The sequence below is a fragment of the Leuconostoc aquikimchii genome (assembly GCF_040838325.1).
Taxonomy (GTDB): Bacteria; Bacillota; Bacilli; order Lactobacillales; family Lactobacillaceae; genus Leuconostoc; species Leuconostoc aquikimchii.
This window is the reverse complement of record NZ_JBFPER010000001.1, coordinates 1755534-1778351: the sequence shown is the minus strand read 5'-3', so window position 1 is coordinate 1778351 and position 22818 is coordinate 1755534. Positions and strand designations below refer to the sequence as shown.

25 protein-coding genes and 1 pseudogene are annotated in these 22818 nt (G+C 38.0%); 20 read left to right on the top strand and 6 right to left on the bottom strand.

Annotated features, from left to right (window positions below; translation table 11 throughout):
- The first annotated feature begins 15 nt into the window (after window positions 1-15).
- The 9 genes and pseudogenes from rplO (at window position 16) to rplQ (ending at window position 5209) form a co-directional block, all read left to right on the top strand.
- Window positions 16-450: a 50S ribosomal protein L15 gene (rplO, locus tag AB3K24_RS08770; protein ID WP_367975183.1), complete on the top strand. Its 435-nt coding sequence runs from the start codon at window positions 16-18 to the stop codon at window positions 448-450.
- Window positions 450-1785, top strand: a pseudogene (gene secY, locus AB3K24_RS08765) (preprotein translocase subunit SecY). The gene rplO and the pseudogene secY overlap by 1 nt, the downstream one beginning before the upstream one ends.
- On the top strand, window positions 1778-2341 hold the full coding sequence (locus tag AB3K24_RS08760) for an adenylate kinase (protein ID WP_367975181.1): 564 nt from the start codon (window positions 1778-1780) through the stop codon (window positions 2339-2341). Before secY ends, AB3K24_RS08760 begins: the two are co-directional and overlap by 8 nt.
- A gap of 105 nt (window positions 2342-2446) precedes the next feature.
- The gene (gene infA, locus AB3K24_RS08755) at window positions 2447-2662 is read left to right on the top strand and encodes a translation initiation factor IF-1 (RefSeq protein WP_002816015.1); all 216 of its coding nucleotides are present in this window, start codon (window positions 2447-2449) and stop codon (window positions 2660-2662) included.
- A gap of 45 nt (window positions 2663-2707) precedes the next feature.
- Entirely contained in the window at window positions 2708-2827 is a 120-nt protein-coding gene (gene rpmJ, locus AB3K24_RS08750) for a 50S ribosomal protein L36 (protein WP_367975178.1), read from the top strand.
- A 78-nt stretch (window positions 2828-2905) separates the two neighbouring features.
- Window positions 2906-3277, top strand: coding sequence for a 30S ribosomal protein S13 (rpsM, locus tag AB3K24_RS08745; protein ID WP_367975177.1), 372 nt, complete (start codon window positions 2906-2908; stop codon window positions 3275-3277).
- Between the two features lie 132 nt (window positions 3278-3409).
- Window positions 3410-3796, top strand: coding sequence for a 30S ribosomal protein S11 (gene rpsK / locus AB3K24_RS08740; protein WP_010391465.1), 387 nt, complete (start codon window positions 3410-3412; stop codon window positions 3794-3796).
- Between the two features lie 46 nt (window positions 3797-3842).
- Window positions 3843-4787: a DNA-directed RNA polymerase subunit alpha gene (locus AB3K24_RS08735; RefSeq protein WP_367975175.1), complete on the top strand. Its 945-nt coding sequence runs from the start codon at window positions 3843-3845 to the stop codon at window positions 4785-4787.
- Window positions 4788-4825: 38 nt separating this feature from the next.
- Window positions 4826-5209: a 50S ribosomal protein L17 gene (gene rplQ, locus AB3K24_RS08730; RefSeq protein ID WP_367975174.1), complete on the top strand. Its 384-nt coding sequence runs from the start codon at window positions 4826-4828 to the stop codon at window positions 5207-5209.
- A gap of 61 nt (window positions 5210-5270) precedes the next feature.
- Here rplQ and AB3K24_RS08725 read toward each other — a convergent pair whose 3' ends face one another.
- Window positions 5271-6269: a polyprenyl synthetase family protein gene (locus tag AB3K24_RS08725; protein WP_367975172.1), complete on the bottom strand. Its 999-nt coding sequence runs from the start codon at window positions 6267-6269 to the stop codon at window positions 5271-5273.
- Window positions 6270-6363: 94 nt separating this feature from the next.
- The gene (locus AB3K24_RS08720; protein WP_367975170.1) at window positions 6364-8034 is read right to left on the bottom strand and encodes an FAD-dependent oxidoreductase; all 1671 of its coding nucleotides are present in this window, start codon (window positions 8032-8034) and stop codon (window positions 6364-6366) included.
- A 187-nt stretch (window positions 8035-8221) separates the two neighbouring features.
- Here AB3K24_RS08720 and AB3K24_RS08715 point away from each other — a divergent pair, with 187 nt between their 5' ends.
- From AB3K24_RS08715 to AB3K24_RS08680, 8 genes are all read left to right on the top strand, one after another.
- Entirely contained in the window at window positions 8222-9043 is an 822-nt protein-coding gene (locus AB3K24_RS08715; RefSeq protein WP_367975168.1) for an energy-coupling factor transporter ATPase, read from the top strand.
- Window positions 9019-9876, top strand: a complete 858-nt coding sequence (locus AB3K24_RS08710) for an energy-coupling factor transporter ATPase (RefSeq protein ID WP_367975166.1) — start codon at window positions 9019-9021, stop codon at window positions 9874-9876. Before AB3K24_RS08715 ends, AB3K24_RS08710 begins: the two co-directional genes overlap by 25 nt.
- On the top strand, window positions 9869-10675 hold the full coding sequence (locus tag AB3K24_RS08705; RefSeq protein ID WP_367975164.1) for an energy-coupling factor transporter transmembrane component T family protein: 807 nt from the start codon (window positions 9869-9871) through the stop codon (window positions 10673-10675). Before AB3K24_RS08710 ends, AB3K24_RS08705 begins: the two co-directional genes overlap by 8 nt.
- 76 nt (window positions 10676-10751) lie before the next feature.
- Complete coding sequence (gene truA, locus AB3K24_RS08700) at window positions 10752-11519, top strand: tRNA pseudouridine(38-40) synthase TruA (RefSeq protein ID WP_367975163.1); 768 nt, start codon at window positions 10752-10754, stop codon at window positions 11517-11519.
- 237 nt (window positions 11520-11756) lie between these two features.
- Window positions 11757-12200, top strand: a complete 444-nt coding sequence (rplM, locus tag AB3K24_RS08695) for a 50S ribosomal protein L13 (RefSeq protein ID WP_367975161.1) — start codon at window positions 11757-11759, stop codon at window positions 12198-12200.
- Window positions 12201-12218: 18 nt separating this feature from the next.
- A complete protein-coding gene (rpsI, locus tag AB3K24_RS08690) occupies window positions 12219-12614 on the top strand; it encodes a 30S ribosomal protein S9 (RefSeq protein WP_010389963.1) in 396 nt (131 codons plus the stop codon).
- Between the two features lie 274 nt (window positions 12615-12888).
- Window positions 12889-13047 (top strand): hypothetical protein, encoded by a 159-nt coding sequence (locus tag AB3K24_RS08685; RefSeq protein WP_367975160.1) that lies wholly within the window; start codon window positions 12889-12891, stop codon window positions 13045-13047.
- 139 nt (window positions 13048-13186) lie between these two features.
- Window positions 13187-13456, top strand: a complete 270-nt coding sequence (locus tag AB3K24_RS08680; protein WP_367975158.1) for a hypothetical protein — start codon at window positions 13187-13189, stop codon at window positions 13454-13456.
- A gap of 88 nt (window positions 13457-13544) precedes the next feature.
- Here the strand turns inward: AB3K24_RS08680 and AB3K24_RS08675 are convergent, their stop codons facing one another.
- Window positions 13545-14900, bottom strand: coding sequence for an MFS transporter (locus AB3K24_RS08675; protein WP_367975156.1), 1356 nt, complete (start codon window positions 14898-14900; stop codon window positions 13545-13547).
- Between the two features lie 183 nt (window positions 14901-15083).
- Between AB3K24_RS08675 and AB3K24_RS08670 the strand changes: the two genes are divergently transcribed.
- The gene (locus AB3K24_RS08670; protein WP_367975154.1) at window positions 15084-16040 is read left to right on the top strand and encodes a Dyp-type peroxidase; all 957 of its coding nucleotides are present in this window, start codon (window positions 15084-15086) and stop codon (window positions 16038-16040) included.
- 103 nt (window positions 16041-16143) lie between these two features.
- Here the strand turns inward: AB3K24_RS08670 and hflX are convergent, their stop codons facing one another.
- The 3 genes from hflX to AB3K24_RS08655 form a co-directional block, all read right to left on the bottom strand.
- Complete coding sequence (gene hflX / locus AB3K24_RS08665; protein ID WP_367975153.1) at window positions 16144-17448, bottom strand: GTPase HflX; 1305 nt, start codon at window positions 17446-17448, stop codon at window positions 16144-16146.
- A 198-nt stretch (window positions 17449-17646) separates the two neighbouring features.
- A complete protein-coding gene (locus tag AB3K24_RS08660; protein WP_367975613.1) occupies window positions 17647-18312 on the bottom strand; it encodes a histidine phosphatase family protein in 666 nt (221 codons plus the stop codon).
- Window positions 18313-18441: 129 nt separating this feature from the next.
- Window positions 18442-19836: a hemolysin family protein gene (locus AB3K24_RS08655; protein WP_367975151.1), complete on the bottom strand. Its 1395-nt coding sequence runs from the start codon at window positions 19834-19836 to the stop codon at window positions 18442-18444.
- A gap of 482 nt (window positions 19837-20318) precedes the next feature.
- Between AB3K24_RS08655 and nrdH the strand changes: the two genes are divergently transcribed.
- Both nrdH and nrdE read left to right on the top strand, forming a co-directional pair.
- Entirely contained in the window at window positions 20319-20549 is a 231-nt protein-coding gene (gene nrdH, locus AB3K24_RS08650; RefSeq protein WP_367975149.1) for a glutaredoxin-like protein NrdH, read from the top strand.
- Between the two features lie 92 nt (window positions 20550-20641).
- Window positions 20642-22813, top strand: a complete 2172-nt coding sequence (nrdE, locus tag AB3K24_RS08645) for a class 1b ribonucleoside-diphosphate reductase subunit alpha (protein WP_367975148.1) — start codon at window positions 20642-20644, stop codon at window positions 22811-22813.
- The last annotated feature ends 5 nt before the right edge of the window (window positions 22814-22818 follow it).

Below are 22818 nucleotides of genomic sequence, written 5' to 3'. Positions count from 1 at the left end.
AGGAGGTACCGAAAGATGAACTTGAACGAATTACAACCTGCTGAAGGTTCACGCAAGTTGCGTAACCGTGTCGGTCGCGGTACGTCATCAGGAAATGGTAAGACATCTGGACGTGGTCAAAAGGGTCAAAAAGCCCGTGGCAAAGTACGTTTAGGATTCGAAGGTGGACAAATGCCTTTGTACCGTCGTATTCCAAAGCGTGGATTTACTAACATTTCACGTAAAGAATTTGCTGTTGTTAACTTGGAAAAGTTAAATACATTTACAGATGGCACAGAAATCACACCAACACTTTTGATTGAAAACGGTATTGTTAAAAATCAAAAGTCAGGAATTAAAATTTTGGCTGTTGGTCAACTTAACAAAAAGTTAATTGTTAAGGCGCATAAGTTTTCAAGCGCTGCAAAGGCTGCTATTGAGCAAGCCGGTGGATCGACTGAGGTGATGTAATGCTACGCACGTTATTTAATGCAGTACGTGAAAAAGATATTCGTAGAAAGATGGGTTGGACACTACTAATTTTGTTTATTTACAGAATTGGAACGCATATTACTGTGCCAGGTGTAAATCCATCAGCTATGGCGAATATGGCTAACTCGGGATTGATGAATATTTTAAATATCTTTTCTGGTGGTGGCTTGATGAACTATTCATTGTTTGCAATGGGTGTTTCACCATACGTGACGGCACAAATTGTTGTGCAACTTTTGCAATTAGATATCGTGCCTCGCTTTGTTGAATGGAGTAAGCAGGGGGAAGTTGGTCGGCGAAAGTTGAACAACGCCACGCGTTGGTTAACACTTGTGCTTGCTTTTGTTCAATCTGTTGGTATTACAGCAGGATTTAACTCACTTTCTGCATATGGATTAGTTAGCCAAACAAATAATGCAATGTCGTTTGTTATCATTGGTTCAGTTATGACAATTGGAACATTTTTCGCAATGTGGCTTGGTGAAATGATCACTGAAAAGGGCCTTGGAAATGGTGTTTCTATGATTATTTTCGCTGGAATTATTGCGCAAGCCCCTGAAGGCTTGTACGAAATTTTTAAAGAAAATATTTTACAAGCTGGATCAGATGATTTAACAAATGGAGTTGTTTTCATGGTTGTATTACTTATAGCCATGATTTTGGTTATTGCAATTACAACATGGTTTTATGAAGCAACTCGGCGTCTGCAGATGCAATACACGCGGTCAGCGACGTCTTATGGCAGTGAGGCTTATTTACCCTTGAAAGTTAACGTTTCAGGAGTTATTCCAGTAATCTTTGCTTCGTCATTTATTAGTACCCCGCAAACAATTATGATGGCATTTCAGGAAAAATATGCTTCAGCACAATGGTATCAAGTGTTGCAACAAATTTTTAGTATGACAACGTTACCAGGTGCGATTTTGTATACAGTATTAATTATTGTATTCACTTATTTTTATGCATTTGTACAAGTTAATCCTGAAAAACTATCTGAAAATTTGCAAAAACAGGGGGCCTACATTGTAGGTGTTCGTCCTGGTGATGAGACAAAATCATTTGTTTCACAATTGTTGTTAAACTTAAGCTTTGTTGGGTCACTCTTTTTGGGATTTGTTGCATTGGTACCACTTGTCGCCTCAAATATTTGGGGTTTGAATGAGAAAATTGGTCTTGGTGGTACAAGTTTGCTTATTGCAATTGGTGTTGCCTTGGACCTGATTCGACAAATTGATGGTTTGATGCAAAAAAGAAACTATATTGGGTTTATTACAAAAAAATCAGTTAGCAATTCGGGAGACAACTAATGGTTAAAAATTTAATTTTGTTGGGTTTGCCAGGTGCTGGTAAAGGTACACAGGCAGATTTTATTGTTAAGGACTACGCAACAGTACATATCTCTACAGGAGATATTTTCCGAGCTAACTTAACTAATGATACTGAATTGGGTAAGCAAGCACGTGAATACATGGATGCTGGAAACTTAGTTCCTGACGAGATTACAAACGCAATGGTTGCTGATCGTTTAAGTCAAGTAGATGTTGAATCTGATGGTTTTATGTTAGATGGTTATCCACGTAATGAGGCACAAGCTGCGTTTCTGGATAATTATTTGGCTGAGAATGGTAAGTCAATTTTGGCAACGCTTTACTTTAAAGTCTCTGATTCATTGTTGCGTGATCGTCTTTTAGGGCGTGGGCGCGCAGATGATACACCTGAAGTTATTGACAACCGTTTAGAAGTCAATAAAGCTGCTAACTTGCCTTTAGTAGATTATTACAAAAAAGCAGGCGTTTTGTACACAATCGATGGCGATCGTGAACTGACTGAGGTGTATCATGATGTGAGAAACATTTTAGATAGCTTATGAAAGTTTCTAAAATTACATTGAGAAGTACTAGCTTATCTGGTATAATTTGATAGGTTAAGCACTTATCATCAATGTTGAACATTATTAGCACAGGAGGTTAAGTGCATGGCCAACGATGTCATCGAAATTGAAGGTAAAGTTAAAGAAACTTTACCAAATGCGATGTTCCAGGTGGAATTAGAAAATGGGGCGGTTATTTTAGCACATGTTTCAGGTAAAATTCGTAAGAATTTTATTCGAATCTTGCCAGGTGATCGTGTCACAGTTGAAATGTCACCTTACGACTTAACAAAAGGTCGTATTACCTATCGTTTCCGTTAAGAAATGATTTGGATTAATCAGTTAACCGAATAGGAGGAATCGATTATGAAAGTACGTCCATCAGTTAAAAAGATGTGTGATGCTTGTCGTGTTATAAAGCGTAATGGTCGCACAATGATCATATGCGCAGTTAACCCCAAGCATAAGCAACGTGCTGGAAAGTAAATTTTCAGTATCGTTTAAAATTTATTGTAAATAGACATAATTGTCGTTTTCAAAATACTAATTAGGAGGTAAATTGTTATGGCTCGTATAGCAGGTATTGATTTGCCACGTGACAAGCGTATTGTCATTGGCTTAACTTACATCTACGGAATCGGTAATAATACTGCACAAAAAGTGTTGGTTGAAGCAGGCGTTTCAGAAGACGTCCGCGTTCGTGATCTTTCAGCAGATCAAGAAGATGCCATCCGTGCAACAGTTGACAAGTTGAACTTACAACTTGAAGGTGACTTGCGTCGTAAGATATCATTAGATATCAAAGGATTGCAAGAAATCGCTTCATACCGTGGCATTCGTCATCGTAAAGGGTTGCCAGTTCATGGACAGAATACAAAGAACAACGCCCGCACACGTAAAGGCCCAGCTAAATCAATTGCTGGTAGAAAGAAATAATATTTAATTTATTTCTTTCAGTTGTATCCTCATCGATACGGCACATGATTATCGCAACCATAGTTGCGTAATGTTGGTTAAAAAATTAACCCGAGAAATTATACAAAAAGTATTGAAAAGGAGGCAAACATTATGGCAGGTCGTACAACGCGTAAGCGTCGTGTAAAAAAGAATATTGAAGCTGGTGTGGCTCACATTCACTCAACATTCAACAACACAATCGTCATGATTACTGATGTCCAGGGTAACGCAGTTGCCTGGTCATCAGCTGGTGCGCTTGGCTTCAAAGGAAGCCGTAAGTCAACACCATTCGCTGCTCAAATGGCAGCGGAGGCAGCAGCAAAAAGTGCCATGGAAATGAACATGAGCACTGTTGCGGTTACTGTTAAGGGACCAGGTTCTGGTCGTGAATCAGCTATCCGTGCTTTGGCCGCAGCTGGCTTGGAAGTAACATCAATTAAAGATGTTACTCCAGTTCCCCACAACGGATCACGCCCACCAAAGCGTCGTCGTGTTTAATTGATTTTCATTGCTCTTGCTTTGAAAGAAGGGGTAAGAATTACAGATGATTGAATTTGAAAAGCCAAATATTCATAACATCGAAGAGGGCGCCCGCTATGGCAAATTTGTCATAGAGCCTCTTGAGCGTGGATACGGTACAACGTTAGGTAACTCATTACGTCGTATTTTGTTATCTTCGCTTCCAGGAGCAGCTGTTAATACAGTTCAAATTGATGGTGTTGTTCATGAGTTTTCAACAGTGGACGGCGTTGTCGAAGATGTCACACAAATTATTTTGAATCTTAAAAAAGTTGTGTTGGCGATTGATTCAGATGAAGAACGTAGCCTTGAAGTTGATATTCAAGGACCGGCTGATGTTACTGCTGCGGATTTGCAAGCAGGTGCTGATGTCGAAGTTTTGAACCCTGAATTACATATCGCCACTGTTGCTGCAGGTAAGTCATTGCATATGGTAGTCACAGCAGTTAAAGGCCGTGGATATTCATCAGCAGACGAAAATAAACAATTGCGTGATGAAATGCCTATTGGTGTTTTAGCAGTTGATTCTATTTATACACCGATTGAACGTGTAAACTACCATGTGGAAAACACACGTGTAGGTTCACGTGACGATTATGATAAGCTTACTTTTGATATTTGGACCAATGGTTCAATTAAGCCAAGTGATGCATTAAGTCTTGGTTCAAAAATTTTGGCTGAACATTTAAACTTGTTCATGGATATTTCTCCAGTGGCAGCTGAAGCCAATGTTATGGTTGAAGTAGAACCTGTTGCAGTTAATGCTTCGGATTCTGCGCCAATTGAAGATTTGGATTTGTCAGTTCGTTCTTATAATTGTCTCAAACGGGCCGGTATCAACACTATTGTTGAGTTGACGGATCGCACTGAAGCTGACATGATGAAGGTGCGTAATCTCGGTCGGAAATCACTTGACGAAATCCAAGAAAAACTTACTGAAATGAGTTTGGGATTCCGTAAGGAAGATTAAAACATGTCTTTAAATTACTAATAAAGGAGGATTCACCAATGCCATATCGTAAATTGGGTCGTACGTCTTCGCAACGTAAAGCTATGTTACGTGATTTGACTACTGATCTTTTGATTAATGGTCGTATCACAACTACTGAAGCTCGCGCTAAAGAAGTTCGTAAGACCGCAGATAAGATGATTACATTAGGTAAGCGTGGTGACTTGGCAGCTCGTCGTCAAGCCGCTGCCTTTGTCCGTAACGAAGTTGCGGATGTTATTGAAGAAGGCGACAACGTTAAAGTACAATCAGCTTTACAAAAGCTGTTTGATGACGTTACACCTCGTTTTGCTGAACGTAATGGTGGTTATACACGAATTCTCAAGACTGTCCAACGTCGTGGCGACGCCGCTCAATTGGTCATCTTGGAACTCGTTGATTAATTACTAGTCAAAGTTATCAATAAAAAAAGTTCTTGAAAGTTATAACTTTCAAGAACTTTTTTTAATTATGACGATTTAATAATAATTGACTAAGTTGAGTTAACTGATCCTGCATGCGTGTGTCAGGAAGTGCAGTAATTAATGTCATTAGTGAATCGCTATATTCCGTTAGTATTGATTCTAATTTGGACATGGCATTACTGCTATTAATCAGCTCATGTAGTAGAATCATATCTGAATCAGAAATGTCATCGCGTTTAAGAAGCAAAGATTTAACAGACGTATTGACATCACTATCTGCTAAAGCGAATAGTATTGGTGCGGTGTAAATGCCATTTCTTATATCTTGACCAATTGGTTTTCCTAATGCTAAATTATCTGTCATTGATTCGAAATCTAAGTAGTCATCTAGTAGTTGAAAGGTAATCCCAATGTTTTCGCCTAACTTAGTAACTGTTTCGAGTAAATTTTCATTATAGGTATTATTACTAACTAGTCCAAAAGTGGCACTCAATTTAAAAAGTGCTGCTGTTTTACCTTTTATTTGAGAAAAATAATTTGGAAAAGTTGTGTTAATATTATACCGGTTTTGTTTTTGGACTAATTCACCAAACAAAATATCTTGTAACGCTGATAATGCAAGTTTGTTTGCAAAGGGTCTGTTAGCACTATCTAATAGTGAGAACATACCAGTTAACAAATAATCACCAGCGTAGACGGCTGTGTCCTTACCAAATTGGCTTTGAATACTTTCGTGGCCACGCCTAAGTTTGGATTCATCAATGACATCATCATGTATTAATGTTGCAAGATGTAATAGTTCTACACTAGCACCAAGAGATATTGCGCTTTTATTATATGCCTGATCTGATAATTGCGAAAAAATAAGTGTTAGGGCCGGACGAACGAGTTTACCGGCATTTAATTGTGAGCGAATAGCACGATCAATTTCTTCAAAACCAATATGCCAGCTAGCAGAGATTTCTGTTAAAACAGCGTGAAGTGGGTCAGATAGTTCAGGGAATGTTTCCCAAATTTTAGGTAGGGTAGGCGTTGCCATATCAATTTTTCTACTTCTCTCATGTATACACAGGTATACGTATATTTATGTACAGCGTGCGAAAAAATTAATTTCCGCATGCTATTATTATAACTTATTTATCTAATTCATCGTACAACGATTTTGCTTTACCATACCAGAGACCACCAAAGAGTTTGTGTAGTAGCGGTACAACGTAAAAGTCTAAACCAAAGCCACGGCCAGAACCATTCATGACAGCAATACTTGAAAAAATCAGGAACCAGTGCGTCATGTCAAATCCATTTACGGCCCAAGCTGTAATCGCTAAAATAATTGAAACAACTGCTAATGGCCAAGTCAATAAACCAAGTAAAATACCAGCACCCGTAATAATTTCAATAAAACTAACTAGGCCATGTTGCCAAAATAAATCATTTAAACTACCAAGGCTTCCCAAGGCTGCAAGTATCCAAAAGAGCCCAAGGAAGATACGTAAAGGCGTGGACCATAAAACGTTACCAAGACGAGAGATTGTGCCTCTAAATGGATTACGGCCATTTTCAGTACGGAAGAATTCATCCAGCATATAGTGGAAAATTGAATACATGGAACGTATTTGTGAGTAGAAAAACAAATTGATACCATGTTTTGCAATACTTGCAAAAAATCCAGAGAAGTTCAAACCCATTAAACTAGCAACTGTAAAATGAGAACCGATAGAAACGGCGAAACCATGATACTTGACAGCCTCAGAAAATGTTTTTGTTTTACCAAAACCAAGATCAGCTAAGATATTATGTGCTGCTGCACGAGCGGCACTTTCTGCACCTTCAACGGTTTGAGGGACAGGTCCTGTCTTTTCGTCAACGTATGATAATGTGTCTCCAGCCACGTAAATATCTTGTGCTGGTTCTTCATTTTCTAGTGTTGCACGCATGTAATCGTCTGCTTCAATACGTCCGCCACGACCGTATTTGAAGCCCCAGTCAGAAATAAAGGATTTTGCTTTAACGCCAGCCGTCCAAATTAATGATTTTGTTGGCAAAGTTGAGCCATCTTTGAAGAGAACACCGTTTTCGTCAACACCTGTTACCATAGCACTTAAACGAATTTCAACACCATTGTTAACCATGTATTTAAATGCTTTGTCAGCTAAGTTACGATCTTTTAGCATATTCAAAATTGAGGGTGCGGCTTCTAGTAAGACAAGTTTAATTTCTTTTTCATCTAATTTATAATTTTGTGCGAGTACCTTACGCTGTTCGATAAATTCGCCCATTAATTCAGCGCCGGTGAATCCAGAGCCGACGACCGCAATTGTCAATAATTGCGCGCGTTTGGCTGGATCGAGTTCAGCTGCACCTTGTCCGATAATGTTTTCAATATGATTACGAATTTGTAGTGATTCTTCCATTGACCACATTTCGAAACCATGTTCTTTAACACCAGGTGTACCAAAGTCGTTGGATTGACCACCAACTGCTAAAATTAATTTTTCGTAGTTGATATCGCCATGAGTTGTTTTGACAATTTTATCTTCTTTGTCGATACCGTTAACTTCAGCAGTTAACAACTTAACGTTTTTATCTTGATAAAAGAGATGCTCTAAGTCCTCTTGTACGTGTTTTGGCGCAACACGTTGAGATGCAACTTCGTGTAATTCGGTCATGTACGTGAAGTAAGAATGCTTATCAATTAAAATGATATTGTATTCTTTGTGTGATTTTAACTTCTTTGACAAAGTTTTTGCTGCAAATACGCCACCAAAGCCAGCGCCAACGATGACAATATTTTTTTCTGCCATGACTATTTTCTTCCTTTTGTATATTATCTAATATTATTGTGAAATATCTATTTAATTATAGACTAATTATCGTTATTTTAAAAGGGTTTAGGGTAAAAGTTCTTTGTGAAATATCAATTATGCGCATTGTATAGGGCGTGAATTAAATATAGTCTAAATGGTGTAACTTATGATAAAATAATAACTAATGACTCAAGCGATTAAAATAGACAATTTAAAATACAATTACGATGATAACGACTCGGTGTTTAATGACTTTAACCTGGAAATCGAATCTGGTCAATGGGTAGCATTAGTAGGTCATAATGGCTCAGGGAAATCGACGTTGGCAAAATTGATTTTAGGATTAATTGAAGCTACAAACGGCACAATTACGGTTTTTGGTGAACCATTAAATATTGACACGGTGCATCATGTGCGAGAACAAATTGGCATGGTATTTCAAAACCCTGATAATCAATTTGTTGGTGCAACCGTTGCTGATGACGTCGCGTTTGGGTTAGAAAATAAAGAAATGGCAAGTATTGAAATGCCTAGCGTTATTGACAAGGCTTTGACAATAGTTGGTATGCAAAATTTCAAAGATCGCGAACCACATATGTTGTCTGGTGGGCAAAAGCAACGTGTGGCGCTAGCCAGTGTCTTAGCTTTACAGCCAAAAATCATTATTTTAGATGAAGCAACAGCAATGCTTGATCCGGACGGTCGTGCAACAATTATGGCAACACTTCAGCATTTAAAGCAACAGTTTGGGGCAGAATTAACATTAATTACTATCACACATGACATGGATGAAGCCGTGTTAGCAGATAGAGTGGTGGTCATTAATGACGGACAACTTGTTTTAGATGGCTCGCCTTCAGATGTGTTCGGTCAATATGATGTGATGCATCGTAATGGTTTAGAATTACCCTTTGTTGGAGAATTAGCAGTGCGATTAGATTCAAAACCTGATGGTTATTTAGATGAGAGAGAATTAATACAATGGCTATCACATTTGAAAAAGTAAATTTTAGTTATGGTGCCGGGACTGTCTTGGCGCAAAGTATTTTACATGATGTCACACTCGAGATGCCAACAGGCCTTGTAACTGCAATTGTTGGGCAAACGGGTTCTGGCAAGTCAACGCTGATTCAACATATTAATGGCCTGTTAAAACCAACCAGTGGTCGTGTTATTGTTGATCATTTTGAATTAACTAAACATACAAAAGAAAAAGAATTAGTTAAATTACGACAAAAAGTTGGTATTTCGTTTCAATTCCCTGAAAATCAGCTGTTTGCTAATACGGTTTTAGAAGATGTGATGTACGCGCCCTTAAATTTTGGTGCAACAAAGGCAGAGGCTAAATTGGCTGCAGAGGACACTTTAAGACGTGTCGGAGTTGCGGTGGATTTGTGGCACAAATCGCCCTTTGAGTTGTCAGGTGGGCAAATGCGACGCGTTGCTATGGCGGGAACGTTGGCCAGTAATCCTAGTGTAATGGTGATGGATGAACCAGCTGCCGGATTAGATCCTAAAGGGCAGACTGAGTTATTACAATTAGTGTTAGAACTAAAAAGTTTAGGTAAAACAGTTATTCTTATTTCTCATCAAATGGATCATGTTGTTGCAGTTGCAGACCAAGTCGTCGTTATGCATGAGGGACGTGTGGTGGCGCAAGAAACACCAGAAAAGTTATTTAATCGCGACGCCGCGTGGTTTAAGAAGATGAAGTTAGATTTACCAAAGGCTGGGCAGTTAGCAGAAAAAATGAAAGCTAATGGCATTCATTTGTCCAGACGGCCCTTAATTTTAAATGAGTTAGCGCGTTTGATAAATACGGAGGTTAGTCATGAATAATATTATGATTGGGCGCTTCGTGCCGGGAAATTCCTTGGTTCATCGTTTAGATCCACGCACAAAAATGGTAATAACTTTTATCTACATCATTGTGATGCTTTGGGCGAATAATTGGCAGACGTATGCCTGGACAGCAGCATTTGTTGTTGCAATGGTTAAATTAACAGATCAGCCATTCAAGCTTTACTGGGATGGTTTAAAACCTATTTTTTGGTTGATTTTATTTACTGTTGTGCTGCAGTTACTCTTTACACCAGGAACGCCCGTATTATTTAGTGCGGGGCCGTTACACGTCACAGTACCAGGTATTTTAAATGCTATTTATGTGATGATACGTTTTGTGTTGATTATTTTGATGTCTACAATTTTGACACTGACAACGCCGCCAACTAGCATTGCCAATGCATTGGAATCTCTTCTCAGTCCGTTCAAAAAAATTGGGGTACCAGTAGCAGAATTAGCTTTAATGCTGGCTATTGCGCTCCGTTTTGTCCCACTACTAATGGATGAAACGCAAAAAATTATGAATGCGCAAAAATCACGTGGCATGAGTTTTTCAACAGGTGGGCCGATCAAACGGGCAAAAGCTATTATTCCACTTCTGATACCGCTCTTTGTAGGCGCACTTCAGCGCGCCTTAGATTTGGCTAATGCGATGGAAGTTCGTGGGTTTAAGGATGCTGTACAGCGCACCAAATACCGTATTTTGAGTTATCAAAAAATAGATAAGATGGCCTTTATCGCACTTGGTGGATTTGTTATTGTTTTTTTTGTAATTAAAGAGTGGCTACATGGATAATTTTTAAGGTGATCTGTGGGTTAAATTAGTGGAGGAAAGGTGTGCTTAAAAATAATTTGGCACACGGTTAAATAATATGCCAAGATACAAGGCGATAATAGCCTATGATGGATCAGGATTTTCTGGATTTCAAGTCCAAACTAAGCATGGGGTTGAACGACAACGAACGGTACAAGGTGAGTTGAACAAGGCAGTAAACCAAATGGCTAAAAATCCAACAAATCACATTAAAGTCGTTGGCGCGTCACGAACAGATACTGGCGTTCATGCTTTTGGACAAGTTGTACATTTTGACTTACCATTTGATATTAATGTCATTGGTGTACGCAAGGGACTAAATACACTGTTACCAAGAGATATTATCATTCAATCTGTTGATAAAGTGGCGAATGATTTTCATGCACGGTTTAATACACACGCTAAACGGTATGTGTACCGGGTATCGACACAAGATTTTACAGATCCATTTAAACGCTATTACACCGGACACTTTCAGTGGCAGTTGGACGTTGATCGTATTAAAATTGCTTTGCCTGATTTATTGGGCGAGCATGATTTTGCTAGTTTTGCAGCATCGGGCAATCAAACTACCACTACGATACGTACAATTACACGTGCCGATGTGAGGGTAAACAGTGGCGAGCAAGAGTTGATTTTTACTTTTGAAGGGAATGCTTTCTTGTACAATCAGATTCGAATCATGGTGGGCGTCCTGTTAGAAATTGGTAACGGCCGACGTGACGTGCACGATATTATCCGCTTAATTGCCGTTAAGGATCGAGAACAAGCACGATTCACTGCACCTGCAAGTGGCCTGTATTTAGATGAAATTTATTATGATTAAGTCATAAGAATAAGCTAAATGATAAGGTTAAAGCATCGTTTTTATTAAAAAATAAATTAAATAGTTAATATGTACTGTATAAGTCAGTGACTTTAGTTAAAATCATTGACAAAACGTCTTATTTTAGGTAAGATTATACACGGTATTGTTTACCTCACGATAAGCCCCGGAAACTTATTGTCATTGCGTGACAAGGAACGGTCACGCCTGTAAACAACTAATCAAAGGAGCGCAAACATGCGTACAACATTTTTAGCAAAACCAGGTGAAATAGAAAAGAAGTGGTATATTATTGATGCCAAAGACGTCGTTTTGGGACGTTTGTCAACAGTAGTAGCTTCAATTTTACGTGGAAAGAACAAGCCAACGTTTACACCAAACGTTGACATGGGAGACCATGTTATTATTATTAATGCAGGCGAAGTTAAGTTGACTGGTAAAAAGGCCACTGATAAGATTTATTATCATCACTCAAACCACCCAGGTGGTTTGAAGGCTCGCACAGCTGGAAACTATCGTGAATTCAACCCTGAAAAGTTGCTTGAATTATCAATACACGGTATGTTACCAAAGAACACTTTGGGTCGTAAGCAAGGCTTGAACTTGCATGTGTTTGCAGGATCAGAACATGGTCATGCGGCACAACAACCTCAAGCACTTGACATCAACACGTTGATTTAAGAAAGGAGAATCTAAATTATGGCTACAGCAGTACAATATGCCGGCACAGGCCGTCGTAAGAACTCAGTTGCTCGTGTGCGTTTGGTTCCAGGTAATGGCCAAATCACAATGAACGGCAAGTCAATCGAAGAATATATTCCTTTCGCTAACTTGCGTGAAGTTGTTTTGCAACCATTTAACACGACTGAAACATTAGGTAACTACGATGTATTAGTTAACGTTATTGGTGGTGGTTATTCTGGTCAAGCTGGTGCAACACGTCACGGTATCGCTCGTGCGTTGTTGACAGTAGATCCTGATTTTCGTGCAGCATTGAAGGCAGCAGGTTTGTTGACTCGTGACTCACGTATGAAGGAACGTAAGAAGCCAGGTTTGAAGAAGGCTCGTAAGGCTTCTCAATTCTCAAAGCGTTAATAAACATTTGGCTCAGGCCTTATTTTATCAATGTTTTAGCGGATTCGTGAAGTGTTAGACGCTTCAAATTTTAAGAACACTAGTTGCTTATGCAGTTAGTGTTTTTTTGTGTCTTTAAAATCAGTTGGTTTAAATAATAGGTACGAAGATGTTCGAGAATGGAATTTAGTTGAAAAAGTGTGTGAATAGGTTTATTTGTATTTGTGTGAGACAATAGAATAAAAATAATTGCAGGAGGTGCTATATAAATGACTAAAGAAGAAAAATTTCAGATATGCAAGATGAATTGCGTAAAATGTATGATAACGGTGATTTTGGGGAACTGTTAGAATCTAATTTACCTAAAGATAAATTAGAATTTCTATTGAAGTTAAAAGATTATTACCGTGCGCAAGATCAGAAGAAGATTATTGTAAGCAAGTTTGTTCTATGAAAAACTACATCTTAGTTGCGGGGGACTAACGGTGCCGGGAAATCAACGTTGTATGGTATAGAAAATGATTGGTTTAAGAATACTCGCGGAAATCGTGTGAATGCTGATGAAGAGTTAGTGTGCTTGGGTGGAAATTCAGATGATTCATATGACCAAGCGTCTGGCGCAAAAAAATGCTGTGCTAAAAATGCGATCGTATATAGCTGAAGGGCAGTCGTTTCATCAGGAAACAACATTATCTGGGAAGTCAGATGCAACTCGTATTAAAAAAGCTAAGCAACAAGGGTATCGTTTGACAACTCAGCTGAATCAATGCAAGAAATTTATTAACGACGAGATGAGTATGTTGTTATTGATGATTTGGCTCGATATCTTTGGTTACCTAATTTATAAAATATGTCTATATTAAACAAATACCAACATAAAAAGTTGTTACGCATTATTTCATGCGTAACAACTTTTTCGTTAAAAAATGAACCCCCAATTGACAGTTATAATTAGTCTTGAGAATGGTTTTTAAGCCTAGTGGCTAATAACAAACCAACAACTGGGACGATGATAAACCAACCACTAGTTTGTACTAACGAGTGGCCAATTGAAACGTGTTCATTGAAATAAGTTATTAAAATAGTTGCTACGACAACACTACTAGCCCCAATAACTTGGCGCATGGTCGTAATCAGTGCCGTACCATGACTGACTAGATTTTTTGGTAAGGCGTTGTTAGCAGCCGTGACAGATGGCATCATAACAAACGCGTTACCGCCTTCTAACAGCATAGCAGCGACTAGCCCATAGAACCAAGAAGTCGTTCCGGCAACGGCAAGTAAGGCGTAACCGATGATCATCATAGACATACCAATATAAACTAACTTCTTCAAACCAATTTGATTTAATAAACGGCCTGCACGTGGGTTGAGTTGGCTGAGAAAAATTGCCGCCGGCACCATTAATAGCCCTGACCACAATGGTGACAAATAAAAGACACGTTGATAAAAAAGTGGCATCAATACAGTTGCAATAATCAAACCAGAATACGATATACCCGTTAGGAGTAAACCGGGTAAAAAGCCTTGATAGTTAAAGACGGTTAAATTTAAAAAAGGGTGTGATTGTTTTTGCTGACGTACAACAAAAACAATCAGTAGGAGGATACTTACTATCAAAATAAGCCACCAGTTTAAATTAAAACCGGTGCTGGGGAGACTTGCAATAGCGTACAAAATGCCACCAAAACCAATGAGTGTTGTGGCAGACAACCAATCAAAATTGGACTGTTGCATGGGATGCGTATTTTTGATTACGTGCTGAAAGGCAATGACTACAATCAATAAGGCAAAGAAAAACAAGGCGAATAAAGCTCGCCAAGACACCCATTGTAAAACAACACCAGAAATAATAGGACCGACAGCCAGTGCTGATCCCATCACGAGTCCAACAACACCCATTGTGAGACCGCGTTGTTCTTTTGTTGTGTTTTCCATGATGACGCTTTGAAATGTTGGAAATAGGGCACCTACAGCCATACCTTCAAGCAAACGGCCAATAATAATGCCTAAAAAATTTGTTGACAACATAGCTATGGCCGTACCGACTAAAAAAACGGCGACAATACTATTTAGTAAAGGCCTCAAGTTTATATTGTCTAGTAACCAAGGGCTCAGCGGCATGACCAGCGTCATTGCCACCATAAAACCTGTCGTGAGCCACTGCACAGTAGTGGCGCCAACGTTGAAGCTTTGCATTAATATTGGATAGGCTGTAGTCATTGTTGACTGACTAATTGACATGATAAATGAAATGGTTAGTAACATCAATGAAAATGGTGTTAGTTGACGGATGTTTTTAAACATAATGACTTCCTTTTTGGTCTTATTTATAATAATTCTAAACTAGTTCATTGAATATTTCAACATGTGAGCGATTAAATAAAAAACTCGATAATAATAGTATTAACTTTAATTTAGAATCATTCTTGATAAAAAATAAAATATGATGTATTATAGAGTAAGAATAAATATTTGGGGGAATCAAAAATGACAATCGAACCATCAAAAGCACAAGATGTTTGGAAAGATATTGGTGAGCATGTCCAATTCACTGTTTTAAAATTAAAGCGGACCAACCAAACTGAAGTACAGGAAGCGATTCAAGAATTTGCCGATCGCTCTCAAGCAATCATTAGATCCTTAAGAATTCGTGATTCAAAATCAGCTGGATCAGAATTAAAGGTATCTTTTGGATTCAGTAACTCTGCGTGGGATTTTTTATTTCCTGATCAGCCGAAACCGGTTGAATTAGAAACGTATGAATCGTTATCAGGACCACAGTATAGTATGCCGGCAACTGAGGGTGATCTATTTTTTCATATTCGTGCCAGTAATGAAGCTGTTGTGTATGAAGCGCAGACACAATTTATGCGATTCATAAAAGAAGTGACAACCGTTGTCGATGAGACCAAAGGTTTCCGTTATTTTGAAGGACGCGCAATTATTGGATTTATAGATGGGACAGAGGCACCAGCGGTTGAAGATGCAGCGCCATATGCTCTAGTTGGTGATGAAGATAAAGAATTTATCAACGGATCATATGCTTTCGCACAAAAATGGCTTCATAATATGGCTATATGGCAGCATCTTAAGACGGAAGAGCAGGAGAAGGCTATTGGTCGTGAAAAATTTACAGATCTTGAGTTGGCAGATGAAGATAAGTTTAAGAATGCCCATAATGTCACCTCTAAATTAGAAAAAGATGGAGAAGAGCAAAAAATTATTCGAATGAACGTCCCGTTTTCAGAACCAGCATCTGGTAAAACTGGGACTTATTTTATGGGTTATTCACGTCATTGGACAATTACGAAGGGCATGTTGGAAAATATGCTTGAAAAATCTGATTATTTATTGAGCTTTTCTGATATTTTATCTGGTCAGTTATTTTTTATTCCTTCTCGTGATACGTTAGCTGAAATTGCTGATGGCCATTTTAATGATTAATCAGTACTAGGGGAACATTCTGTTGCAATTGCATAATATTGACAAATTAAAAAGCGAAACGTTGACATGAAAATCAGCGCTTCGCTTTTTAAAAACAAACTAATTAAACAATATATATATATGTTGCAAATAATTCACGCTCTAATTTTGAAAGTTCGACGGTTAAGAGGGCGCCTGTTTCGTCGTATGATTCTGCTAAGAAGGTATGTTTAGCTGCTAATTGTGCCTGTATAGCACCTTGATCAAAGGGAATGTGCAGAATAACTGTTTCAACATCGTTAAAAATGTGTTTTTTAATTAAATCAATTAATGCGGTTTGAGAATCTGAATCTAGTGCTGAAATCGTAATGGTATTTTCGCCTGATAGTTCAGGATAAGTTAGCTCGGTACGATCAGCTTTATTGTAAATTGTAATCATAGGGACATCAGTGACACCAACTTCAGACAGTGTTTTTTCGGTGGTTGCCATCATGTCTTTATAATGTTCGTCAGACACGTCCACAACATGTAACAAGAGGTCTGCATTTGCAGCTTCTTGCAAAGTGGACTTAAAGGCTGCTACTAGATTATGGGGTAATTTTGAGACAAAGCCAACGGTGTCACTCAATAAAAATTGTTTTTTATCTGGCAAAGTTAATTGGCGGACCGTTGTATTTAAGGTGGCAAATAACATATCTTTTTCAAAAACTTGTTTAGAATCTGCTATATCAGAGCCAACACCAAATCGTTCAAGTAGACGGTTCATTAAAGTAGATTTTCCAGCGTTGGTATATCCGACTAGGGCAACGTTTGGCAAGTCATTTTCATGACGACGTGCAGACCGTGTGCTATCTCCCTTTGTTAAGTCAGATAGATCTTGACGAATATGGACCATTTGTGCTGTAATGCGACGACGTGATTCTTCTAACTTAGTTTCACCTGAGCCACGAGAAGTGAAACCACCGCCACCCGCACCAGTTTGTTGATCTAAACTGACAGACATACTGGTACGTAAACGAGGGAGCTGGTATTGTAATCTTGCTAACTGAACTTGTAGCTTGGCTTCTTTTGTTTGCGCACGTTGTGCGAAAATATCTAAAATTAAGCCTGTTCTGTCGAGTACAGTTGCATTTGTGGCTTTTTCTAAGTTACGAATTTGCGAAGGGGATAATTCGTCATTTGCGACAATCATATCAACATCATAACTTTTAACAGCTTCAGCTAGTTCTTCGACTTTTCCTTTACCAAAATAGGTAGCGGGATTCGGTCTTTCTAGTTTTTGCGTAAATGTTTCAACTGGATCGAGATTATTAGCTGTCGTTAAATTTGCTAGTTCTTCTAATTCATAGGTTAAGTTTGTGTTGCTCGTGGTTAATCCAACCAGAAAAATCTGGCGTGGTGTGTCAATATTTGAGTGTTGCTGTGTCATAAAAAAATACCTCCAGTATATATGAGACTGGGGGCATTTTGACGTGTTAAAGGCAAAATTGCAAACCAATCTCAAGATGTACACACAAAAATAGTCAAGTTATCTTTGTATGCGGAATCTTAAAATTTAGTCAACAATGTATTGTACTTCCTTTATTTAAGTTAATGTTAGTGTAACAGTTTTTGAAGATATTGTCCATTAAAAAACTGTTGTATCATCATTAAAACGAGAGATATTTGCTGAATTTGACATTAATTCAATTTGCATTAATGCACCATTTTTAACAGCGTTACTTGCAAGATCATGACGATTTAATTTGTCAGCAATACCGCGTATTGTTGTGCCATGTGATACGATGAGCACATTGTCACCATCGTGATGCCGGTTGCGAATATCATCAAAGCCATGTGATACCCGTTGCCACCATTGTTCATCATTTTCTGCGAAAGTGAAGGGATCAGCTAATCGAATTGTGTTCATCGTTTCAGCCATACCATAGCCTGTAATAAGGTCTGAATAGGTATCAAAGGTTTTTGTTGTATACGCGCTAAGCGTCGTTGTGACAGCTTCACTGTCAATGCCTTCAAACGAACCAAAAAATTGTTCTCGGAAATCAGGTAGTTCATTTGGTTCGAGCGGTGAATTGGCAGTATTATTTTTTAATATATAACGTGCAGTATGGACGGCACGGGTTAAGTCTGAAGAGTATACACCATCAAAATGAATGTTAGCTAATCTAGTACCTGCATTCAGTCCATGCTGAATACCTTTTGGTGTTAATGGGGCATCTGACCAGCCCTGAAAACGATGTAAAAAATTAAAATAGGTTTCACCATGACGCACAATATAAAGATTAATAGCCATAATCGTGGGTGTGCACTTCACATGCGTTAAGTGCGTTTCCTCCTAAAGTTTATTATATCTATTTTAACATTTAATTGGGATAAATTCTTGCGCAAAAAAACCGCTTAAGCGGTTTTTGAATTAATTCAATTAATTTATGCCCACTGAAGATGTTTCAGCCGATTTATTTTCTTCCTCATCAAAGACACCATTATTATTACGGTCTTGTCGTGGGGTAGGGGATACTTTGACAGTAAACTGAGAGATATATGCATTATCATAGTCTAGTGCCGTCAGCTCGAAGTTAGCGACTTTCATTGTGTCACCAGCTCTAAACTCAGGATCTTCATTTAGTACGTAACCAGTCAAAGTGACGGCGTCATTATCTTCTAATTCTTTGACATTCTGACTGAAATATCTTTCAAAATCATACAGTGTCATTTTACCAGAAACTTTATAATGATGATCACCAAGTTTTTCAATATAATCATCCGAGACATCATCAATCTCATCACGAACTGTACCGAAAAGTTCTTCATAAATGTCTTTATCAGTAATTAAACCACTTGTACCACCATATTCATCAACGACAATGGCGATTGGTGAACGTTTAATGATCATTTCATCCATGACATCATGTAAATCCATATTTTCGGGAACGGCTGGGATGTCACGCATAATTTTAGAGACAGGATCAGTGTCTTTAATACGTGCTTGTCTGACTAAGTCATAGTTAAAGACATAACCGAGAACTTTGTCTTTATCATTATCTGCAATGACGGGGAAACGAGAATAACGTTCTTGCAAATACAAGTTAAGTGCATCAGCAATTGGTGTTTTGACGTCGACCGCTGTCATAGATGTACGATCAATCATAATATCAACGGCAACTTTATCATTCATTTCAAAGGCACGTTGCATAAAGGTTAAATCTTCTGCATCTAATTCTCCTGCAGCTGCCGCATTCTTAGACAAAGATAAAATCTCAGTTTGTGAGTAAATGTCTTCTTCACCATCAGTACGAAATCCCAACATGTGTGTGATAACGTTTGATAAATGATCTAGGGCCCAAATCATTGGGAAGAGTGTAATGTGGAAAAAGCGAACAGGCCGAACAATAAAGAGTAAAACTTTAACAGGCGACTCAATAGCGATATTTTTTGGGACCAAGTCAGTAAATACAGCATGAACCACTGTAAAAATAATCATGGCCGAAACGGAGGCTACTGCACGCGCATATTCAGGTGGTAAGACACCTGAATTTAGAATAATATTAGCGACAGTTTCTTCACCGACCCAACCTAATATCAAACTTGTTAATGTAATACCAACTTGTGCAGTCGATAAATATTCAGTTAGGTGAGTCACCATGTGAATGGCATTTGCGATATTTCGTGAAGGCTTTTCACGATTTTCCTGCAAATCCCGTAAAGCACTAAGGCGGACTTTAACCAAAGAATATTCTGTTAATGTAAACAGAATAGCGAGTAGTAACACCACAACGATAATGACAAAGTTGAGGAGCATAGACGGACCAGAATCCAAATTCGTAAACCTCTTTTCTAATGTATAACTACCCGCTATTATACCAGAAAATAGTGAAAAAGCTAAGCTGTTTATCAAAATTATAAGTTTTTAAAAAACGAACAATTAATGGTGACAACATATTAATAAGAGATAAAATCGAACAAAATTTCGGGCTGATTATTTATTAAATTATTGACTGCCGTGTTTAAAGTCTAATATTGCGCACTTTTGACGACTTTTCTAAATTTTTGACGTTTAATTTAAGTTGTTGTTTTTGATAACTAGTGCTGATATAACAGTGTTTATAACGTTCGTGTATTTAATTTGTGAAAATTATAGTAGTATTTCTTTTGTATAGGTTGAACTCATGGGAATGTGTCGAACAATTGTTTGCTAAGGACGCATGTTGTCCTTGTTATTTTTCTAAAAGCAGGTAAACTAACAAGTAACAGATATTTGATTTTGTGATGAAAAATAATAGATATAATTAAGAGGCGCTTATGGAAAAAGTAACAGTATATACAAAGTATGATTGCGTGCAATGCAAGATGACCAAGAAGTTTTTGGAAGCTCAAGGTATTCCGTTTAAGGAAATCAACATTGAAGAGGATACACAATATGTTGATACACTAAAAGCAGATGGTTTCCGTCAGACACCGGTTGTTTCAATTGAAGGTATGCCGAAGTTTTCTGGTTTTCGTCCAGATGTACTAAAACAGATTTCAGCTTAAACTGAAGGACATTAACATCGTGAGGCAATCAACCGATGTTTTTTTATTTCACTTAGAATTATAAATTTTTAGACCCATAGAGGACAAAATTCATGCCATTAAAAGAACTTAACTTAGAACAAGTGACGTATTTTGACTTAAATAACCAAGTCAACATTCCCAAAAACAATCAAATTCAGTTGGAAAAAGACCAAGAAGCACTTGATGCTTTCTTAAAGGAAAATGTTTGGCCAAATGTGATCCAGTTTGATTCATTAGCAGACCGTTTTGATTGGCTATTTGAAAACAATTTTTTAGAACGTACCTTTATCGAAAAATATCGTCTTGAATTTATCGAAAAAATGTACGCTTATTTAGAAAGTCAACATTTTAATTTCAAATCATTTATGGCAGCATTTAAGTTTTATAATCAATATGCGTTGAAAACTAATGATGGACAACACTATGTTGAAACATATGTAGACCGTGTCGCCATGAATGCTTTGTACTATGCTGATGGCCGTGAGGAATTGGCATTACGTTTGGCTGATGAAATGATTCATCAGCGTTACCAACCGGCTACACCAAGCTTTTTGAATGCTGGTCGTGCGCGCCGTGGTGAATTGGTATCCTGTTTTATTATTCAAACATCCGATGATATGAATTCAATTGGCCGAACTATTAACTCGGCATTACAATTGTCAAAAATGGGTGGCGGTGTTGGTATTAACGTGTCAAATGTGCGAGAAGCTGGCGCACCAGTTATGGGGATTGCTAACTCTGCTGGTGGCATTGTGCCTATTATGAAGTTATTGGAAGATTCCTTTACTTTTTCTTCTCAAGTTGGGGCGCGACAAGGTGCTGGGGTTGTTTATTTGTCTGTGTTCCATCCGGATATTATATCGTTTTTATCAACTAAAAAAGAAAATGCTGATGAAAAAATTCGTGTCAAAACGTTATCGTTGGGCCTGACAGTTCCCGATAAGTTTTATGATTTGGTACGTAAAAATGATATGATGTATTTATTTAGCCCAGTGGATGTTGAAAAAGTTTATGGTAAACCATTTAACTATATTGATATTACAGCTGAATATGATAATATGGTGAATAACGATAAGATTACAAAATATCATATTGATGCACGTTTCTTGGAAGAAGAAATTTCAAAGTTACAACAAGAGTCTGGCTATCCTTACGTCATTAACATTGATGTTGCTAATCGTGCAAATCCGATTGCTGGTAAAATTATTTCATCCAACTTGTGTTCAGAAATTTTACAAGTACAAACACCCTCTGAACTTGATAATGGGCAGCAATATACACGCTTAGGTTCAGATGTGAGTTGTAACTTGGGATCGATCAACATTGTTAACATGATGGCCACGACTAACTTTGGTGAATCAGTGGACACAATGGTGCGTGCCCTGACATATGTGTCAGATACATCGAACTTAGATGTTGTCCCGTCAATTGCAAAAGGTAATACTGAAAAGCATGCAATTGGCTTGGGCGCCATGGGATTGGCTGCATATTTTGCTCAAAATAAAATGTATTATGGGGATGATGAGTCGCTAGACTTTACAACGACATTTTTCATGACCTTAAATTATTATTCAATTAAAGCTTCGATGGCGATTGCTAAAGAACGTCATGAAACTTTTTTTGAATTTGAAAAATCTACGTACGCTGATGGGTCTTACTTTGATAAGTATTTAAAGAAAGATTGGTCGCCACGTACACAAAAAGTTATTGCATCATTTGCTCAACATAATATTCCGACGAAACATGACTGGGCGGCGTTAAAAGCTGACGTTGCGAAATATGGTATGTACAATGCGTATCGTCATGCTATTGCGCCAACTGGTTCTATTTCTTATGTTAATGATACAACAGCAACATTATTACCAATTGTTAATAGAATAGAAGAGCGTCAAGAAGGCATGATTGGAAAAGTTTATTATCCAGCACCTGGGTTGGATAATGAAACAATGCCATACTACGTGTCAGCATATGATATCGATATGCGTAAAGTTATTGACATCTATGCTGCTGCTCAGGAACATATTGATCAAGGCATGGCATTAACCCTGTTTATGCGTTCAACGTTGTCACATGACTTGTATGAGTGGAAAAAAGGCCGGACAGACAAAATGACAACGCGTGATTTGACTATTTTACGTCACTATGCCTTTAATAAAGGGATTAAGTCATTGTATTATGTGCGAACATTTACAGATGATAATCAAGAATCAGGCGTGAATGAGTGCGAAAGCTGCTCAATTTAGTTTAA

Bases quoted from the DNA above. Each gene is read 5' to 3' on its own strand.
- AB3K24_RS08725 (WP_367975172.1), bottom strand. From the start codon at position 6,269: ATGGCAACGCCTACCCTACCTAAAATTTGGGAAACATTCCCTGAACTA.
- AB3K24_RS08670 (WP_367975154.1), top strand. From the start codon at position 15,084: ATGACAATCGAACCATCAAAAGCACAAGATGTTTGGAAAGATATTGGT.
- AB3K24_RS08715 (WP_367975168.1), top strand. From the start codon at position 8,222: ATGACTCAAGCGATTAAAATAGACAATTTAAAATACAATTACGATGAT.
- rplO (WP_367975183.1), top strand. From the start codon at position 16: ATGAACTTGAACGAATTACAACCTGCTGAAGGTTCACGCAAGTTGCGT.
- AB3K24_RS08705 (WP_367975164.1), top strand. From the start codon at position 9,869: ATGAATAATATTATGATTGGGCGCTTCGTGCCGGGAAATTCCTTGGTT.
- rplM (WP_367975161.1), top strand. From the start codon at position 11,757: ATGCGTACAACATTTTTAGCAAAACCAGGTGAAATAGAAAAGAAGTGG.
- AB3K24_RS08660 (WP_367975613.1), bottom strand. From the start codon at position 18,312: ATGGCTATTAATCTTTATATTGTGCGTCATGGTGAAACCTATTTTAAT.
- AB3K24_RS08760 (WP_367975181.1), top strand. From the start codon at position 1,778: ATGGTTAAAAATTTAATTTTGTTGGGTTTGCCAGGTGCTGGTAAAGGT.
- rplQ (WP_367975174.1), top strand. From the start codon at position 4,826: ATGCCATATCGTAAATTGGGTCGTACGTCTTCGCAACGTAAAGCTATG.
- hflX (WP_367975153.1), bottom strand. From the start codon at position 17,448: ATGACACAGCAACACTCAAATATTGACACACCACGCCAGATTTTTCTG.
- AB3K24_RS08680 (WP_367975158.1), top strand. From the start codon at position 13,187: ATGATTCATATGACCAAGCGTCTGGCGCAAAAAAATGCTGTGCTAAAA.
- rpmJ (WP_367975178.1), top strand. From the start codon at position 2,708: ATGAAAGTACGTCCATCAGTTAAAAAGATGTGTGATGCTTGTCGTGTT.
- truA (WP_367975163.1), top strand. From the start codon at position 10,752: ATGCCAAGATACAAGGCGATAATAGCCTATGATGGATCAGGATTTTCT.
- AB3K24_RS08675 (WP_367975156.1), bottom strand. From the start codon at position 14,900: ATGTTTAAAAACATCCGTCAACTAACACCATTTTCATTGATGTTACTA.
- rpsI (WP_010389963.1), top strand. From the start codon at position 12,219: ATGGCTACAGCAGTACAATATGCCGGCACAGGCCGTCGTAAGAACTCA.
- infA (WP_002816015.1), top strand. From the start codon at position 2,447: ATGGCCAACGATGTCATCGAAATTGAAGGTAAAGTTAAAGAAACTTTA.
- AB3K24_RS08685 (WP_367975160.1), top strand. From the start codon at position 12,889: ATGCAAGATGAATTGCGTAAAATGTATGATAACGGTGATTTTGGGGAA.
- AB3K24_RS08710 (WP_367975166.1), top strand. From the start codon at position 9,019: ATGGCTATCACATTTGAAAAAGTAAATTTTAGTTATGGTGCCGGGACT.
- rpsM (WP_367975177.1), top strand. From the start codon at position 2,906: ATGGCTCGTATAGCAGGTATTGATTTGCCACGTGACAAGCGTATTGTC.
- nrdH (WP_367975149.1), top strand. From the start codon at position 20,319: ATGGAAAAAGTAACAGTATATACAAAGTATGATTGCGTGCAATGCAAG.
- rpsK (WP_010391465.1), top strand. From the start codon at position 3,410: ATGGCAGGTCGTACAACGCGTAAGCGTCGTGTAAAAAAGAATATTGAA.
- nrdE (WP_367975148.1), top strand. From the start codon at position 20,642: ATGCCATTAAAAGAACTTAACTTAGAACAAGTGACGTATTTTGACTTA.
- AB3K24_RS08735 (WP_367975175.1), top strand. From the start codon at position 3,843: ATGATTGAATTTGAAAAGCCAAATATTCATAACATCGAAGAGGGCGCC.
- AB3K24_RS08720 (WP_367975170.1), bottom strand. From the start codon at position 8,034: ATGGCAGAAAAAAATATTGTCATCGTTGGCGCTGGCTTTGGTGGCGTA.